This window comes from Parabacteroides leei (assembly GCF_023369805.1).
Taxonomy (GTDB): Bacteria; Bacteroidota; Bacteroidia; order Bacteroidales; family Tannerellaceae; genus Parabacteroides; species Parabacteroides leei.
This window is the reverse complement of the sequence record NZ_JAMBQG010000001.1, coordinates 709,039-727,800: the sequence shown is the minus strand read 5'-3', so window position 1 is coordinate 727,800 and position 18,762 is coordinate 709,039. Positions and strand designations below refer to the sequence as shown.

General features: G+C 44.5%; 13 protein-coding genes. 6 read left to right on the top strand and 7 right to left on the bottom strand.

Translation table 11 applies throughout. The annotated features are described in order from the left end of the window. Positions 1-9: 9 nt before the first annotated feature. Genes M1P97_RS02920 through M1P97_RS02910 form a run of 3 tightly spaced genes read right to left on the bottom strand, consistent with a single transcriptional unit; the run spans position 10 to position 2,848 of the window. Positions 10-966 carry an ABC transporter permease gene (locus M1P97_RS02920; protein ID WP_122363005.1) on the bottom strand — a complete coding sequence of 319 codons (957 nt, stop codon included), beginning with the start codon at positions 964-966 and terminating at the stop codon, positions 10-12. Further along, entirely contained in the window at positions 959-1,699 is a 741-nt protein-coding gene (locus M1P97_RS02915; protein WP_249388334.1) for an ABC transporter ATP-binding protein, read from the bottom strand. Before M1P97_RS02915 ends, M1P97_RS02920 begins: the two co-directional genes overlap by 8 nt. 3 nt (positions 1,700-1,702) lie before the next feature. Beyond that, positions 1,703-2,848: a COG1470 family protein gene (locus M1P97_RS02910; RefSeq protein WP_249388333.1), complete on the bottom strand. Its 1,146-nt coding sequence runs from the start codon at positions 2,846-2,848 to the stop codon at positions 1,703-1,705. Positions 2,849-3,166: 318 nt separating this feature from the next. Between M1P97_RS02910 and M1P97_RS02905 the strand changes: the two genes are divergently transcribed. The 5 genes from M1P97_RS02905 (at position 3,167) to M1P97_RS02885 (ending at position 12,706) form a co-directional block, all read left to right on the top strand. After that, positions 3,167-4,438 carry a phosphoglycerate kinase gene (locus M1P97_RS02905; protein ID WP_195374275.1) on the top strand — a complete coding sequence of 424 codons (1,272 nt, stop codon included), beginning with the start codon at positions 3,167-3,169 and terminating at the stop codon, positions 4,436-4,438. Between the two features lie 297 nt (positions 4,439-4,735). Further along, positions 4,736-6,217, top strand: a complete 1,482-nt coding sequence (gene proS, locus M1P97_RS02900; protein WP_195374276.1) for a proline--tRNA ligase — start codon at positions 4,736-4,738, stop codon at positions 6,215-6,217. 218 nt (positions 6,218-6,435) lie between these two features. Further along, complete coding sequence (locus M1P97_RS02895; RefSeq protein WP_249388332.1) at positions 6,436-9,144, top strand: alpha-L-rhamnosidase; 2,709 nt, start codon at positions 6,436-6,438, stop codon at positions 9,142-9,144. Positions 9,145-9,285: 141 nt separating this feature from the next. Next, positions 9,286-10,842, top strand: a complete 1,557-nt coding sequence (locus M1P97_RS02890; protein WP_249388331.1) for a DUF4435 domain-containing protein — start codon at positions 9,286-9,288, stop codon at positions 10,840-10,842. Between the two features lie 97 nt (positions 10,843-10,939). Continuing rightward, a complete protein-coding gene (locus M1P97_RS02885; RefSeq protein ID WP_195374279.1) occupies positions 10,940-12,706 on the top strand; it encodes an ArnT family glycosyltransferase in 1,767 nt (588 codons plus the stop codon). Positions 12,707-12,709: 3 nt separating this feature from the next. On the opposite strand, the gene M1P97_RS02880 is transcribed toward M1P97_RS02885, so the two are convergent. Then, positions 12,710-14,086 carry a 3-keto-disaccharide hydrolase gene (locus tag M1P97_RS02880; RefSeq protein WP_075557881.1) on the bottom strand — a complete coding sequence of 459 codons (1,377 nt, stop codon included), beginning with the start codon at positions 14,084-14,086 and terminating at the stop codon, positions 12,710-12,712. Between the two features lie 191 nt (positions 14,087-14,277). Here M1P97_RS02880 and M1P97_RS02875 point away from each other — a divergent pair, with 191 nt between their 5' ends. Further along, a complete protein-coding gene (locus M1P97_RS02875; RefSeq protein WP_195374281.1) occupies positions 14,278-14,913 on the top strand; it encodes an HAD family hydrolase in 636 nt (211 codons plus the stop codon). Positions 14,914-15,108: 195 nt separating this feature from the next. Here M1P97_RS02875 and M1P97_RS02870 read toward each other — a convergent pair whose 3' ends face one another. The 3 genes from M1P97_RS02870 to nhaD are packed head-to-tail and all read right to left on the bottom strand — an operon-like array spanning position 15,109 to position 18,718. Next, positions 15,109-15,618 (bottom strand): outer membrane beta-barrel protein, encoded by a 510-nt coding sequence (locus M1P97_RS02870; protein ID WP_195374282.1) that lies wholly within the window; start codon positions 15,616-15,618, stop codon positions 15,109-15,111. Between the two features lie 39 nt (positions 15,619-15,657). Beyond that, positions 15,658-17,298, bottom strand: a complete 1,641-nt coding sequence (locus M1P97_RS02865) for a dipeptidase (RefSeq protein ID WP_249388330.1) — start codon at positions 17,296-17,298, stop codon at positions 15,658-15,660. A 10-nt stretch (positions 17,299-17,308) separates the two neighbouring features. Beyond that, positions 17,309-18,718 (bottom strand): sodium:proton antiporter NhaD, encoded by a 1,410-nt coding sequence (nhaD, locus tag M1P97_RS02860; RefSeq protein WP_195374284.1) that lies wholly within the window; start codon positions 18,716-18,718, stop codon positions 17,309-17,311. Positions 18,719-18,762: the final 44 nt, after the last annotated feature.

Below are 18,762 nucleotides of genomic sequence, written 5' to 3'. Positions count from 1 at the left end.
TTTATCAAATTACCGGGAACGAACCTCTCTCCTCATAAAAGAAACATATGATAAAGCGAAACAAACAACCGTCGCCGCAATCAGCCCGGTCAATTGCGGCCAGACAACCATCAGGCTCTGTCCTAAAGGCAACGGACTGGGAATAGCTCCATGAACCTGCTCCATAGTCAACGGCCCCAGACTTCTGACAGAAGGCATCAGTAACGTGGTCGTTGCGTCACTGAACAACTGGCTCGGTGCGAAACGTAACAGATTAAGCATAAAGCGCTGGTAACTGATTATCTGATAATCGCTGGCAAATCCGGAAGGACTGAGTGCTTTTCCTATCAGATTAATGATCATATTATAAAAAACACTGAAAAACAACCAGATCGCCACACAAGCCAATGCTGAAGTCGCCGCCTGACGGAATTGTATGGAAAAGAATATCGACAAATTCAGCCAGAAGGCTACGTAAAAGATACTAACAATAATAAAGAACACCATCCTCAGAAACTCTTCTGCCGTTGGCGGAATACCGATAGCAATCAATCCAAAACCCATCACCAGAAAGCCTAACGAGAACAGCATAATCGCTATCACGATCAGAGCTCCCACAAACTTCGCATTGATCAGATAATCCCGATGAATCGGCTGTGACAGGATACGGCTAAGCGTACCCCTGTTTTGCTCCGAATTGATCGCATCGAATCCGAGGGCAATTCCTAACAATGGCCCCAAAAAGCTGATAAATACGACAAAGGAGGGCAACGTCCCATCTGATACGGTAAACAGCTTCAGAAACAGGAATGCATTATCCGGATCATTCGGTTTAATAGAAGCACCGATATTAGTAAGGGCAGTGTACAACGATCCCATACAAGTCAACGCAATTATGACGATCAGAATGATAAACCGCCAGCTTCTCACATGGTCGGAGACTTCCTTGTTTACAATTACCCAAAAAGGATGATATATTCTATTCATGATCTTTACCTCCTTCGAAATAACGATTATAAATATGTTCGAGTGCATGTTCTTCTTTTTGCAACTCGGCCAGCCTGATATCAGCCAGTAGTTTACCACCGCTAAATAACCCGACCCGGTTACAAACCTGCTGAACCTGGTCCAGATGATGGGAAGAGAATAAGACCGTCAACCCGTCCTCATGACTTAACTGATGAATCAAATCCATAAATTCGCGTACACCAGACGGATCTATTCCTGATGTCGGTTCATCCAGAATAATTACTTCCGGCTCTTTTATCAATACATCGGCCAGTCCCAGACGCTGACGCATCCCCCGGGAATATTTCCCGGCTTTCTTCTTTCCTTGATTAGTCAACCCTACCCTGTCCAGTAGCTGCTCCGCTTTCTGTATCGCTTCACTTTTAGGAATACCGTTCAACTGAGCCGTGTAAACCAGATTCTCTATTCCGGTCATATCATCATAAAAACCTACATCTTCGGGCAGATAACCGACTTTCCTTTTCACCTCTATCGGGTGGGTAGTCGAATCTATGCCACAGACCTTTACTGACCCGAAAGTAGGTTCGGTCAGTCCGAGCATCATCAGGATAGTTGTTGATTTTCCCGCACCATTAGGGCCAAGCAAACCAAATATATCACCTTTCTCTACAATGAGATTCAAATCGTTCACTGCTGTAAAACCTCCGTACTTCTTTGTCAAGCCGGTTAGTTCGATAACATGCTGGCACATGGCTTACCTCCTTCCGTATTTGCGGAACAGATAATACACACCACCCAATACTACCACTATAATAAATACACCGACCCATCCCCAGACCATCGGGGTCTTTACGGAGATACGGAAATCTGCAGTAGCATTAACTTCCGGTGTCTTTGCTTCCATTTTTGTAACATAATCGCCCGGAAGCGCCTTTTTGGAAGCCTTTACGATAGCCACCACATTTGTACTTTGTCCTGCACCCAGTTTTACGACCTTGGCGGGATCGAAAGAGACTTCCCAGTCTACCGGTTTGCTAGCAGAAAATGTTACATCTTTCAACTCACCGGAACCGTTATTTTTTACTACCAGGTCTATCCGCTTGGTATCGCCGGCCGTTATATCCGAACTAAGCAATCCCCTCGGTGTCGTCAGTTCCATTTCATAGGAACCAGTGATGACAACTTCCAGTTCCAAATCGGCAGAGGTAGAACCAGTCGATGCATGAACGGGGATTTTATAGGTTCCTGCTGCTACATTTGCCGGCGGATTTATATCAATCGTAATATTCTGCGTAGCATTAGGTTCCACCTGGGCAGAAGTAGCCTGTTTGTAGTTAGGCTTGAAAACGACATTCCATCCACGCTGCACATCAGCGGTCAGGGCATACAGTTGCTGCTCGGCTGTGCGGTTTTTAATCGAGGCATTGAAAGTAAATGTAGATTTTGAATTACCCTCCATATTAGGCTGGGTCGTTGTAAAATCCGTCTGATAAGTTCCTTGTTTGGAGACGGTAATAGTAAGAGGAAGCCGGGCCATTCCATCTGCGGATACCGTGAACTGATAAGTCCCCTTATTCACTTTTACCGGTACTTCCACCTTCAGGGAGAAATTCTTTTTCTCATCCGGGAGGACCGATAGTTCACTGATTGTGAAACCTCCCGATTTGATCTCGTAGTTCCATCCACGAGGCATCCCTTCAATGGAGATTGTAGCGTTTTTCACTTCGTCACTTTTGTTAATGACATCAATACTGTAATCAACAGATTCTCCCGGAGGCAAAGAAATTTTAGTGTAGGGAGTGTACAACATTACGCTTTTTTCAGAGTTTTCAGCGTAGATCTTACAAGGGATAATACCCAATAACAGTACAATAAGTAGATTTAAATAGTTAGTACGCATAGTTCATAAAAATTTTCTTTCAAAAATGATTATCAATAGCTACCGGCAAATATATAAACAGACTTTATTATCTACTATTAAAAGTTTTGAAAAAAAACTATTATATATTCCAACACTCGTCTTCCCCGGTATCCCTTACTAATATTCGAAAACCACCGATCCTTTCCTATACTATAATAATAAATCAACTATCAAAAGGGAAGCGAATGCTAAATTGACCGAATTATTCTGTAAATGTAACACCAAAATAAAATATTTTTATGTAAGTTTGCGAGCGCTAAGAAAGACATTTTATACAGAAATTTAAATACAAGAGTTATGCAATCAATTGACAATTTCAATTTTGCCGGCAAAAAGGCATTTGTAAGAGTTGACTTCAACGTTCCACTGGACGAAAACTTCAACATCACAGACGACACTCGTATTCGTGCCGCTCTTCCTACTCTTAAGAAGATCCTGGCAGACGGTGGCAGTGTAATCATAGGTTCTCACCTGGGCCGTCCGAAAGGCGTTACTGATAAATTTTCACTGAAACATATTTTGGGTCGTGTATCTGAATTACTGGGCGTAGAAGTTCAGTTTGCTAACGACTGTATTGGTGAAGAAGCTGGCGCTAAGGCTGCTGCTCTGCAACCGGGCGAAGCTTTACTGCTGGAAAACCTTCGTTTCTATGCTGAAGAAGAAGGTAAACCAAGAGGTTTGGCTGAAGATGCAACAGACGACGAAAAGAAAGCTGCTAAAAAAGCAGTGAAAGAAAGCCAGAAAGAATTCACGAAGAGATTGGCTTCTTATGCAGACTGCTATGTAAACGATGCATTCGGTACTGCTCACCGTGCTCACGCTTCTACAGCGCTGATCGCTGATTACTTCGATGTTGACCACAAGATGTTCGGTTACCTGATGGAAAAAGAAGTAAAAGCTGTAGAAAAAGTAATGAACGACATTGCTCGTCCGTTTACTGCTATCATGGGTGGTTCTAAAGTTTCTTCTAAAATCGAAATCATCGAAAACCTGTTGAACAAGGTAGACAACCTGATCGTAACAGGTGGTATGACTTATACTTTCACTAAGGCCATGGGCGGTAAGATCGGTAACTCTATCGTTGAAGACGATAAGTTGGATCTGGCTCTCGACCTGATGAAGAAAGCAAAAGAAAAAGGTGTAAACCTGGTATTGGCTGTCGACGCTAAGATCGCTGACGCTTTCAGCAACGATGCTAAAACAGATTATGCCAACGTAAACGAAATTCCTGACGGATGGGAAGGTCTTGACATCGGTCCTAAGACTATCGAAATCTACGCTGATGTTATCAAGAAATCTAAGACTATCCTTTGGAACGGTCCTACAGGCGTATTCGAATTCGAAAACTTCACTGACGGTTCTCGTGCAGTAGGTAACGCTATCGTTGAAGCGACCAAGAACGGTGCATTCTCTCTTGTTGGTGGTGGCGACTCTGTTGCTTGCGTTAATAAGTTCGGTATTGCAAGCGAAGTTTCTTATGTATCTACAGGTGGCGGTGCTTTGCTGGAAGCTATCGAAGGTAAAGTTCTGCCGGGTATCGCAGCTGTTAAAGGCGAACCGTACAAATAATAGACAAGTTCTTTATACAACTCAAAGGCTGTCCCTGAAAGGGTGACAGCCTTTGTTTGTTTAAAGAGTGTGATTATCACTTAAGCTTTAAGGTTTTGTTTCACTTAAGTGAAACAACTGTTTCATCTAGTAGAAACGACTGTTTCTCCGGTATGAAACAACTCTTGGTTCCCTATCTTAATTCTACTCAGAATATATTCCAATATCAACCATACTTATTGAAATGCAATCTAAATATTTTTGTACCTTTGCCCGACATTATTTGAAATCATTGAAAATAACATAGAATTAAAGAAGATGGCAAAAGAGCTGAAAGAACTGACCAAGAGAAGTGTAAACTACTCTCAGTGGTACCAGGATCTGGTAATTAAAGCGGATTTGGCAGAAAACTCTGCTGTACGTGGCTGTATGGTTATCAAACCCTACGGATACGCTATTTGGGAAAAGATGCAACGTATCCTCGATGATATGTTCAAGGAAACAGGACACGTAAACGCTTATTTTCCACTATTGATCCCGAAATCATTCTTGAGCAAGGAAGCCGAGCACGTAGAAGGTTTCGCCAAAGAATGTGCAGTTGTTACACACTATCGTCTGAAAACAAATCACGACGGCACAGGTGTAGTTGTCGACCCGGCAGCTAAACTGGAAGAAGAACTGATCATTCGCCCGACATCAGAAACAATCATTTGGAATACATACCGTAACTGGATCCAGTCTTATCGCGACCTGCCTATCTTATGTAACCAGTGGGCTAACGTGATGCGTTGGGAAATGCGTACCCGTCTGTTCCTTCGCACTGCCGAATTCCTGTGGCAGGAAGGACATACCGCTCACGCAACACGCGAAGAAGCAGAGATCGAAGCAAAGAAGATGCAGGAAGTATATGCAAACTTTGCTGAAAATTATATGGCTATGCCGGTCGTAAAGGGCGTAAAATCTGCCAGTGAACGTTTTGCAGGAGCTTTGGATACCTATACGATCGAAGCCATGATGCAAGATGGAAAAGCATTGCAGGCAGGTACTTCCCACTTTCTGGGACAGAACTTCGGTAAGGCATTCGACGTTACTTTCATCGACAAAGAAGGTAAGAGCGACTACGCATGGGCTACCTCATGGGGGGTTTCCACCCGCCTGATCGGTGCGCTCATCATGTCTCACTCAGACGATAACGGTTTGGTATTGCCTCCGCACCTAGCTCCTATCCAGGTTGTAATTATTCCGATCTACCGCAATGACGAACAGTTGGCACAGATCAGCGAAAAGGTGAGCGGTATCGTTGCCAAGCTGAAGAAGATGGGTATTTCCGTTAAGTTCGATGATGCAGATAATAAGAAACCGGGATGGAAGTTCGCCGAATACGAACTGAAAGGTGTTCCCGTACGTCTGGCTATGGGTGGACGCGACCTTGAAAACAACACGATCGAAGTAATGCGTCGCGATACGTTGGAAAAAGAAACCATCACTTGCGACGGTATCGAAGAATACGTACAGAACCTGTTGGAAGAAATCCAGCAGAACATCTTCCAGAAAGCACTCGACCATCGTACAGCTTGCACGGTCACAGTCGATACTTACGAAGAATTCAAAGAAAAGATCGAAGAAGGCCTCTTCATCATGGCTCACTGGGACGGTACTCCTGAAACAGAAGAGTTGATCAAGAACGAAACGAAAGCAACTATCCGTTGTATCCCTCTGGAAGGAGACAAGACACCGGGTAAATGTATGGTTACCGGCAAACCTTCCGCACAACGCGTATTGTTTGCACGGGCTTACTAAATAATACTAAATATGAAAAGCGGTAAATAACCTTGGGAGACGAGGTGTTTACCGCTTTTTTATATTCACACAGAAAAAGATTCTCGTTTTCATTCCTTGTTGTATCATTTTACATAGAATAAATATCAAAATTCAAAGTCTGCTCAATATCCAAAACTCTAATTTTGTAGAAAGATAATTATAGACTTTTATTCTATCATAACTTAATACAAATACAGATGAAAACAACCTTATCCTCCTTATTGGCCGCTTTAGTTTTCATACTGACAGGATGTACATCCTGTCAAACGGTCGATATAAAAGACCTCCGGGTTGAAATGAAAGAGAATCCGGTCGGTATCGGAGTATCGCACCCCCGCTTTATGTGGAAAATCTCCTCCGCTTCTCCAGATCTCATTCAGACCTCGTATCAGATACAAGTCGCCGAATCTCCCGAGAATCTAAATAACGGAAAAGATTTAGTTTGGGACAGTGGCGAGATTAAAAGCGACGAGTCCATACAGATCCCTTACGCAGGAAGCCCCCTACAATCCCGCAAACAATATTTCTGGCGTGTTAAAGCGAACACCAACCAGGGTACCACCGACTGGAGTAAAACAAACTCCTGGTCGATGACTCTCACCCCATCCGACTGGAAGGCGACGTGGATCGGAGAAAACAAACTGTCCAATCCCGGAGAAACAAATGAAGGGAAAACCCGCCTTGCCGCACGCTATCTCCGTAAAGAGTTCGTTGCAGACAAACCTATTCAGAGAGCCGTCTTATACATTTCAGGTCTCGGTTTCTCCGAATCTTACATCAACGGAAAACCCGTTAGCGAAGATATTTTTGCACCCGGACCCTCCTGGTATCCTAACCGGGTATATTATAATGTGTATGATGTAACCGATCTATTGTCGAAGGATAAAAACACGATCGGTATCGCCTTAGGTAACGGACGCTATTTCGGCATGAGAGATAAACAAGAAACTTTACCTTCTTTACTCGCACAGTTGGAGATCGAGTATACCGACGGTTCGCAGTCAATCATTATCAGTGACACCTCCTGGAAAGTGACCTCCCAAGGTCCTATCGTAGCCAACAACGAATTCGACGGGGAAGAATACGATGCCCGACTGGAACTGAACGGATGGAATAAGAACGGTTTCGACGATTCCAAATGGCAAACGGCAGATGTTATGGCCACACCTCCGGGAAAACTAACCGTACAAGCCAACCCGAACCTTCGCATCCAGGAAGAAATCGAACCCGTCAGCATCACCGAAAGACCGGATGGTAAATACATCATCGATATGGGCCAGAACATGGTCGGCAGACTGGCGATCAACCTGAAAGGAAAGAAAGATCAACCTATCACGATGAAATTTGCCGAGATACTGAAAGAAGACGGTTCACTTTACCTGGATAACCTGCGTAGCGCCAATGTCTTCGATATTTATACACCGGCACAGGATGGTAATTTCAGTTGGGAACCGATATTCGTTTATCACGGATTTCGTTTTGTAGAGATCTCGGGGCTCGACTATAAACCGGAATTAACCGCCTTCACCGGAAAAGTAATCTATGACAAAATGAAAACGACTGGAAAGTTCGAAACCTCCAACCCTCTGGTCAACCAGATCTATAAAAACGCCTACTGGGGTATCCGCGGTAACTACCGTGGAATGCCGACCGACTGCCCGCAGCGTGACGAACGCCACGGCTGGTTGGGCGACCGCGTAACAGGTGCTTACGGAGAAGCATTCATCTTCAACAATGCCCTCCTCTATAACAAATGGTTGCAGGATATAGAAGACTCTCAGAGCCCCGAAGGAAGTATTTCCGATGTATCTCCCCGCTATTGGACCATATACAACGACGATGTCACCTGGCCTGCCGCCTACTTCTATGTTGCCAACCTATTATATCGCCAATATGGTGACAAGAGTGGTATTATCAGACACTACCCGTCCATGAAACGCTGGATGCAGCATATCGAACAAACAGCCATGAAGGATTATATCATCGTAAAAGACACATACGGCGACTGGTGTATGCCTCCGGAATCGCAGGAGTTGATCCATTCGCAGGATCCGGCCCGTAAAACCGACGGTGCAATCCTCTCAACCAGCATGTATTATAGTCTATTGAACATGATGAGTGAATTTGCTCTAATCTGCGGACAAGACAACGACATCCCTGTATACCGTGAACTTGCAGCCAAGATGAAAGAGGCTTACAATACAAAATTCTTCAATCCGGAAACTGCCCAATATGGCAACAACACCGTTACAGCCAACATATTGTCATTACGTCTCGGTCTTGTACCGGAAGGATACGGAGAAAAAGTTTTTGCCAACATCGTAAAGAAAACAGAAGATGACTTCGGAGGCCATGTAAGCACCGGTGTTCTGGGTATCCAACACCTGATGCGCGGCCTAACCGAATACGGCCGGGTAGATATGGCCTGGAAGATCGCTACCAACGACACCTACCCCAGCTGGGGCTATATGGTGAAGAAAGGTGCCACCACCATCTGGGAATTATGGAACGGAGACACAGCCGATCCTGCCATGAACTCAGCCAACCATGTCATGTTATTGGGTGACCTGATCATTTGGTACTACGAAGACCTGGCAGGAATTAAGTCCGCTCCGGAATCGATCGCTTACAAGAAACTAATCATGGCCCCGGTATTCCCAGAGGGATTAAACTCAGTGTCTGCGGCCTACGAATCTGTTTACGGAGAGATCACAAGTGCCTGGAAGAAAGAAAACGGAACTTTCAGTTGGGACATCACAATCCCGGGTAACACATCTGCGGTAGTACGTATACCGAAAGAATTCCAAATCAAACAATCCAACCAGCCGGGAATCCGGAAAGTGAGCGACACCGCCACCTACACGGAAATCGAGATCGGCTCGGGTAGTTATCACTTCGCTAATTAAACAAAGAAAAAGGGTTGCAATTAATAAGATGCAACCCTTTTCTATTTGATGTAATCCTCCCCTTAACAAAAGAAAGCAAAGGAACACTAGTCGGTTTAAAGCAAATTCCTTACCTTTGGGAGTAAAACAAATCAGACTTGTATGGAACTCACTCTCCCAACCCAGTTGAATGCTACCGAACCGACCGTACTCGACACGAAGGTACTCGTTGTGATCGGAGCGAATGGCGCCGGCAAAAGTTCGTTCGGTAGGGACTTGTTGGAACGTTATGCCGATAACAGTAAAAAGATATCCGGCATGCACTCGTTATTTATCAGCAGCGAAGAACCCGTTCCGGTCGAAGGCAACGAACTCTCCCGCCTTCAGTCGATGATCGCAGAACGTATTTTTATGCCCCGCCTTTCGGAATATGAGAAACTGATCCTGCGCCTGCAAAGCGAAGAATTCGAAGCGGCCGTAAATTACAAGGAAGCCTGCAAGCTCAATCCGGACCTGCAACCGCCTGTCACCAAAATAGACCGCATCCAAGCCATCTGGGAAAAAATGTTTCCCCACAACCGCCTGGTACGGAAATCCGGTTTTATCGAACTGGCCTCGACCAGTCGCGACGGTAATTCATATACCGCCGGAAGAATGAGCGACGGCGAAAAGATCGTTTTCTACCTGATCGGAGCCGTACTTTGTGCTGCCCCGAACGAACTGTTAGTGATCGAAGAACCCGAAATACTCCTTCACAACTCCATCAAGAACCTGCTTTGGGACGAGATAGAAACCATGCGCCCCGATTGTACCTACATATATCTCACACACGACATCGACTTTGCCACCTCACGCCCACAAGGTAAACGGATCTGGATAAGAGACTACAACGCCGATGCCCATACCTGGGATTACCAATTGATAGAAAGCAACGACAGCCTTCCCGAAGAGGTCTACATAGATATCCTGGGAAGCCGTAAACCAATTCTGTTCATCGAAGGCACCGACTCCAACAGTATCGACAACCGCCTCTACCCGCTTATCTTCCCCGATTATATGGTCAAGCCGATGGGCGGTTGCCAGAAAGTGATCGAAACAACGAAGGCCTTCCGCCAGCTACAGGATTTCCATACACTGGAATCGATGGGCATCGTCGACCGCGACCGCCGTACCCGGGGAGAGATCGATTATCTGCGCGAGCAACACATCTTCGTCCCCGACGTAGCCGAAGTGGAAAACCTGTTGATGCTCGAACCCGTCATCAAAACTGTTGCCAGCCGCCTGATGAGAGATCCCGAACAAGTATTCGAACAGGTAAAAGAGAATGTAGTCAAACTGTTCGAGAAAGATATGGAGAGCCAGGTGATCCTCCATGCCAAACATCGTGTACGCAAAAAGCTCGAAACAACAGTAGACCGCAAAATCACCACCGTCGAACAACTGACCGAGCATGTGGAAAGCATCCGTTTCAACGTCCATGTAGACGAGATATACAGCGGAATAAAAGATAAATTTATTCAATACGTCGAAACAAACGACTATAAAAACATTCTTCGGGTATATAATCAGAAAGGTATGCTCCCGCAAAGTCGCCTGTGTAACATCTGCGGTATCAGTAACAAAGAAAGTTACCTGAACCTGATCCTCTCTATACTGAAAGAAAATAAAGAGGATGCGGAAATCATCCGTTCATCCATCAAAGAATCTTTAGGGACATAAAAAGTTATCAAAAATGCGGGAAAAGTCCGTAAAAAATCGTTCTTTTGCACATTAAAAATATCGACATTAACTGGGATAGCCCTTTTACAAAAAGAATATGCGTACACCGACACTACAATACCTCTACCTGCAAAAGCCGGTAACAATGGTTATCATCATCTGTATAATCTCCGTACTTCCCTGGATCGGTCTGGGGGATTTCTCCACCAAAGGAGAACCACGTGAAGCATCAGTTGCTATATCCATGTTGGAATCAGGAAATTGGGTGTTGCCCCAGGTCTATGCCAACGAGTTTGCTTACAAACCTCCTATGGCACACTGGCTGATGGCTGCTTTTTCCTACCCGCAAGGATATGTATCAGAGTTTACTGCCCGCCTGCCGTCCGCCCTCGCTTTCATCTGTCTGATGGGATGTACACTGGTGTTTTTCGGACGAAGGATTAAATTTCAACAGGCTTTCATAGCCACTCTCCTATTACTTACCTGTATAGAGATACACAGGGCGGCCATGACCACCCGAGTCGATATGTTACTGACCACTTTCATAGTGATCGGCCTCTATCAGTTGTTCCGTTGGGAGGACAGGTTGGAACTGAAAGGCTTACCGATCATAATTCCTATATTACTGGGATGTGCCGTATTGACAAAAGGACCTGTCGGTGTCATCCTTCCCCTGTTTGTATTCGGAGCTTACCTGTTAATGCTTCGTAAATACAGCTTATTGACTATTTTTAAATCGCTCCTCTATATCGGTGTATCCTCCTTATTTTTACCTTTACTGTGGTATATCGCAGCCTGGAAACAGGGAGGAGATCATTTCCTGGATGTCGTACTTGCCGAGAACTTCGGACGTTTCTTTCATCTGGACACCCCGGAAATCAGCTATGACCTGGGACATGAGAACGGTGCCTGGTACAACTTTATGACCCTGGCAGCAGGATTTATTCCCTGGACGATCTTCTTTTTCTTCTCTCTCTTCGGACTGAAATGGCAAAAATCCAACCAGTCTTTTAAAGAGATCCTGAAAGACAGCTGGAACCGCATTCTTTCAATGGAGAAAGAAAAGCTATTCAGCTTAGTGGCTTTGGTTTGTATCATTTTTTTCTATAGCATCCCTTCCAGCAAGAGAAGTGTGTACCTGATGCCCGCATATCCGTTTATTGCGATATTCCTGGCACAATACGCAATTTATATTACCGAATACAGGACGAAGGTTACCCGTATATTTGCAGCATTCCTGGCCTCTGTAACAACTGTCGTTCTGATTGCCATCGGATTGACAATGATAGGAATCATCGATCCGGTAACTATCGTATCGCAATATACAGACCGTGCAGCTACCTTGTCGCAGGTTGAAGCCGTATCGAATATGTTTTCTTATTGCAACGGCCTGACAATCTGTATTGTTATTATCGTCCTGTTGGCGCTGCTGACAGTACTTTACCAGATGTTCAAAAAGATAAACATCAAAATCCTGTATGCTACCATTGCATTGAGCTTCACAATCAATCTATTGATCGACGGCGTTATTATGCGCGGTATCCGTCAGAATGGTTCTGCACGTCCTTTCGCAGAAAGGGTAATGAAAGAATATCCGTTGAACGAAAATAACATGTTCGTGATGAACAATCTCAGGATTTACAGAAACCTGTACGGACTTAATTTTTACCTCGGAAACCGTTTCCATAACTTCGAACAGGAAATGCCGGAAGGAGGATTTTTCTTTGCTACCCCCAGTGATCTGGAGACAGTGATCAAAAATTACGAAGGCCAATACACATTCAGTATATTGACCTCCTCTGATTATATCATTCAAGAAATGCGACGTCCGATTCTTTTATGCAGTTTCGCACGCGAAAAATAAAGTTTATTTAAGCTCTTTAATCTTTATACTGCGGAAAGCAACCTCATCGCCATGATCCTGCAACAGGATATGTCCCTTGGGAGCTTCCCCGAAACGTCCTGCCTCGTTATATGACGGGGCAGCATATTTACTACCTTTCACTAACTCACGGAAAGCATCCGAGCCACGTTCGTATTCGAGTGTTTTAAACCCGTTCAACCAATGTTCTACATGATTATTGGGGAACACTTTCAAAACAGCCTGATTCCAGTTTCCAACACCGTTGAAACGTTTATTCTGTGCCGGCATCATATCATAAAGACTTGCCAGTGTACGGCTACCCGGAAAAGTTGTATACAGTTTGGCATCCGGATGAAGCTTATCGTCCAATATCTGATATTCCAGACCATAAGCCGATCCACTCTGTTTTTCAGCCTCTGTTACGAAATACTTGATACCACTGTTAGCCCCCGGTGTAATTTTAAATTCCACACTCAACTCAAAAGCTGCATATTCTTTATCGGAAACAATATCACCGCCGTTTGTGGACTCTCCTCCACCCGACTTCAATACGATCAGTTGTCCGTCTTCCACTTTCCAACCATGATCCGGGAAAGCCTCTTTATGAGCTCCACGCCATCCGTCGGTTGTTTTTCCATCGAACATCAAATTCCATCCATCCGCTTTTTCTGCATCTGTCAGGTAATTGGGAATACGGTTCACTTCCGGGGCTAAAGTACCCTGCATACGCTCTGCTTCCAGGTTTTCCGTTTTGATACGTATATTACGCCATTTGATCTCTTTTCCTTCCAGTTCCGTATTCTTACCGATACCATGTACCTGGAAAGCAATAAAACCTTTAGCCGTTTCATCGTCATACAGGTTAGCCGTATTGACACCATTCAGCCAGATACGGATATTATTGCCGATCGCTTCGATACGATATTTGTTCCAGTCTGTCTTTTTGTAAGCAGCCTGTCCCGGTTTGTTATCGACCAATGTCACAAGCCAGCCACGACGCGCCTCATCATACACACCACCGCTCCAAGCTCTGTCTGACGGGTCCATTTCACACTGGTAACCATGCACACGTCCGTTCTGATAGTCCGGGCGGCTCTCGCTGCGGAACTGTACTCCCGAATTCAAAGAAGGATCGCATAAGGCTTCAAACTCCAGGATAAAATCACCATATTCCTGTTCGGTAGCCATAAAACTATTCGGCTGCCCCGTTACCGAAGTTCCTACCAGGCAACCATCCTCCACCCGATAAGGAGCTTCTCCATTTAACTGTTTGAAACCGGTAAGATCTTTACCATTGAATAACTGTTGCCAACCGTCATTCGACTGACAGGAACAAAGCAGCACAAGAGATAAGGCTGCCAATTTCAAAGTTGCTTTCATTCTGTTTTCCTTTTAGTATTATAAGTAAGTAAATGTTTTTTCGGTATACAGACATTAGTGTGCACGAGCACAAATATAGAAATTAATTTATAATGTACCAGCAAATGCATAGCTATTTTAATAAAAAGGAATCCTTATCAAAGAAATAGATGTATCTTTGTATGCAAAATGTAATCAATAAAGGTATTTCTATGAAACTAAAAACGGCTCTCTTTGACTTTGACGGTGTGATAGTCGACACTGAACCTATTTATGATATTTTCTGGAATGAAGCAGGCATCCGCTACGGAACAGGTATCGATAACTTCGCCGCTGTGATCAAAGGCACTACCCTCCCCTACATAATGGATAAGTATTTTTCCGATCGTCCGGAAGAATTCCGTCAGATGGTAATTAAAGAATCGACCGAATACGAAAGCACAATGCCGCTACCGGCTATGCCCGGCTCCCTCGAATTCCTGCACTTGCTGAAAAAGAATGGTGTGCAGATGGGTCTGGTCACCAGTTCCGATAATTCAAAAGTAGAACGTGCTTTTAAATTACATCACCTGGACAACCTGTTCGACACGATCGTAACAGCCGACCGTATCACAAAAGGCAAACCCGATCCGATGTGTTATCTGCTGGCAGCAAACGACCTGAACGTCTCTCCTGCCGACTGCATCGTCTTCGAAGACTCTTTTGCCGGCATACAAGCCGGAACAGCGGCAGGTATGCGGGTAATCGGATTAAGCACTACCAACCCGGAAGAAACCCTCAGAGATAAGGTATATGAAGTGATACCGAACTTTGAAAAGACTACTTTCGAGGATTATATGAAATGGTAAACATCATTTACGACAAACTTATAGGATACATATATCTTTTGACTTCAAAACATATATGCTTTGCAATCGAAACATAGGAGTTTTGAAGTCAAAAGACCTATGTTTTGCCAAACAAAGAAACAGCAACGAAAAAGGCCTCCCAGATGAAATAATTTTCCACCGAGAGGCCTTTTTATTTATAAAGTTATCTGTTTATCAGAAATTATATCCGACGCGAACTGCCAGAATAGGCTGGTCGAAATCCTTAATGATATTATATTTAAATTCCAGACCAACAGTTAATTGATCGGTTGCATAGACTTCACCTCCCAAACCTACGTTTGCACCGAAGCGAGTAAAGTTCTGGCTAGCCTTTATTGTTCCTAATCCGTCAAAATTGTACTTTCCTGTTGCTTTCCAGAATGAAAGATCAAGACCTGCCAACGGATAGAAACCAAACATTTCACTCAACTTGAATACATAATGAACGTTCATATCGATAGCCCAAGCACTCAAACCATCGTCCTTCACAAAATAAGTCAACGAAGGAGCAAAACGAACTTCATCAGTAAAATTATAACGATAATCAACTCCCAACAGTGCATTGCCATTATCATTAAACCCATAACCAAGATTAAAACCGAACGACGATTGTCCCTGTTGGGTTTGTGCAAATGCACTCATGCTGATAATTGCCAGCATACACATAACAATTAATTTTTTCATACTCTCAATAATTTAGTTCAACATTATTCGCAAATATAATTATTTTACTTTAAGTCTGTCACCGGCACTTTTTACGATACTGCGATAGTAATCTTCATCGTAGCCAGGGAAATCAGGATATTCAGACAAACCGTAACCGTTTTGTTTGAACTGCCCATTTTCTTCTTTCTTAACGTTTCCGTCCATATATTTTACTAACAGGTATTCACCCAGCTTCTTCCAGCGGGCCGTAGCCTGATCGGCTGTCGTCGTACTGAACCAGGTAAGGAACTTTACAGCCTCTGCCGGATTCTTTGCATACAATTCGGATGCAGCCTTATCGATAGCCGGAATTGCTTCTTTATAACTATTCTCCAACTCCTGCTGAACCGTACGGATGTCCTTGATCATAAAACTGTATTTCGAATAAGCCTGGTTGGCTACCCAGTTATGAATCCAGAAAGCAGAGGTCCAGGAAAAATTCATGATATCCCCGTTGCCTACGCGATAACATTCAGGGGATTCCGTGATCGAACAATACAATGGAGTGAATACAGCCATATCGGCATCGTCCACACCGAACCAAAGAATTCCACCAACTGCATCCGGCAACCAGTTACGCATCTGAGGCACGATTACAAAACCGGTCTGCTGTGTTGCAATGGCACGTTCGTTGGTATATTCTTCACCATCTACCTTAAACGTCATGGGACGCCAGCGGTACGGTACTTTATAAGAACCTGCACCGGCATCGTTCGTCATATCCAGCTCCGTCCCTTCATAATGGTCGCGCATGCCGTTCTGTACATCCTGTACGGACAAAAGACGGTTAGGCTTCACATACAATGGCATCGGCTCCTTAGAAGTATCCCCTTTGATCAGATCGGTATACTTATCCATTGTGTTATCATATTTACGGAAGAAAGACCATACGCGGGCTTCACATCCTCTCAATCCACTGAAATCGTAAGGACAATAGGCTTTCTGGAAGCTGAAGTCCTTATCTTTTCCACTGAAATAACCTTTCTCACGGGCAAAAGAAACAACGTCGGGCGAATACATACAGTTCTCCTTGTCATCGAAGGGAATCTGCTGGATACGTGACTGGTTGGCATGTGCCGAAATGCAATCGTCCGGTATACGGATAGCCACCCATACCGCTCCTTTATTGCCTGTACCCTTTCCGATCAGTTCCATTACCCAGGCTTCATTCTTATCGGCGATAGAGAATGTTTCGCCACTGCTGTAATAGCCATGTTCCTTCACCAGGTCGGTCATTACTTTGATTGCTTCGCGTGCCGATTTGGAACGTTGCAAAGCAATATAGATCAGGCTTCCGTAGTCCATGATACCCGTAGTATCCACCAATTCCGGACGGCCGCCCCACGTACTTTCCGTGATAGCCACCTGATATTCGTTCATGTTTCCTACTACCGAATAGGTTTGTTCTACCTGCGGGATCTGTCCCAACGGTTTATTTGTATCCCATTCCCTTACTTCCAGCATAGCCCCTTTCGGCCAGGTTGCTGCCGGCCAACGGTAGAGCTCGCCATATAAAGTATGCGAGTCTGCTGCATAACTGATCATAACCGATCCGTCGACCGATGCTTTCTTTCCAACCAGCAAACCTGTACATGCCATTGCATCCATTCCGGAAAGCAAAAGGGCGCAGGCTGCCGCGATAATCCAATTCTTTTTCATATAAATAAGTTTAAGCGAATAATAGCATATATACTGCCGCACCGCAAATATAACCAATCAATGCCAGAATTGAAAATCGCTTTGTATAGTACATGAAATCGATCTTCTCCAAACCCATCACCGTTACACCGGTTGCCGAACCGATAATCAGGATACTACCACCTGTTACGGCACAGTAGGCAAGGAAAGTCCAGAAGCCGCCGTCGGCCACAAAATACTGGGCATAAGGAGCCAGATCGGCTGTCTGTTGTACCACAGGGTACATACCCATAGTAGCAGCAACCAAAGCAACGTTATCCACACAAGACGACAGTACGCCGATAACGAAACTGATCAGATACGGATCATGTACATGTTTGTCGAGATAAGCGGACATAAGTCCCAACTGTCCGGATGTTTCCAATGCCCCTACGGCCATCAGGATCCCCAGGAAGAAAAAGATGGTGGCTAAGTCTATATTGGGTAATAAGCGGGAAATACGTAACTTTTCCGATTCATGTACGTGCAAACGGCTATACATCAGATCGGTGTAGAACCACAAGATAACCAGTCCCAGCAATACCCCCAAGAAGGGAGGCAAATTGGTCAGCATCTGGAAGACAGGAACCAATGCTAAAGAAAGCACGCCGATCACGAAAATTGTTCGACGAGCCCGGTTGGATATTTCCGGAACAAATTCGTCCGCCATTTCTTCTTCGCTCATCACACGCAACTGAGCATCTTTCTTGAAGAGCCAGAAATTGGCGATCGTGAGCGGAACCAGCATATTGACCAGTGCTGAAAGGAATACATGCGATATCTGGTGCATCGCAGTTATATTTTTACCTACCCAAAGAAGGATGGTAGTGACATCACCGATCGGCGACCATGATCCACCGGCATTGGCAGCAATAATCACCATACAGGCATATTTTAAACGGTCGGTCCGGTCAGGAACCAGCTTTCGGAGCACTGCCATAATCACGATGGCAGCTGCCAAGTTATCCAATAAGGCGGAAAAAAAGAAGGTTGCGAAACTAATATACCATAACAGTTTCCGTTTGTTGGCAGTCCGGATATATCCCGTAACGGCCCTGAAACCACCATGTTTGTCGACGATATCGACGATCAGCATGGAACACATTACAAAGAATAAGGTTTCCGCCACATTACCCAGGTGATAGACAATGGAGCGGTTTGTTATGAAATTAATAAACTGGTCTTTGGCCGGCAGGTTCGCCATTTCCGGGTTTTGTATTAAAAATTCGGCGAATAAAGGGTTAGAGCGTTCAATGAAGATGTTATAGGCGTCAAACATCAGGATCATCCATAAAGAAATTGCCATAAAGAGGGCGGTTGCGGCTTTATTGATCTTAATCTTATCTTCAAGCGCAATTGCCAGGATGCCTGCAACAAAAATAATTGGCATTAATATAAACATAACTGTAATGTATTATGGAAAAGAGGAGACTTACAAAAGTGCCT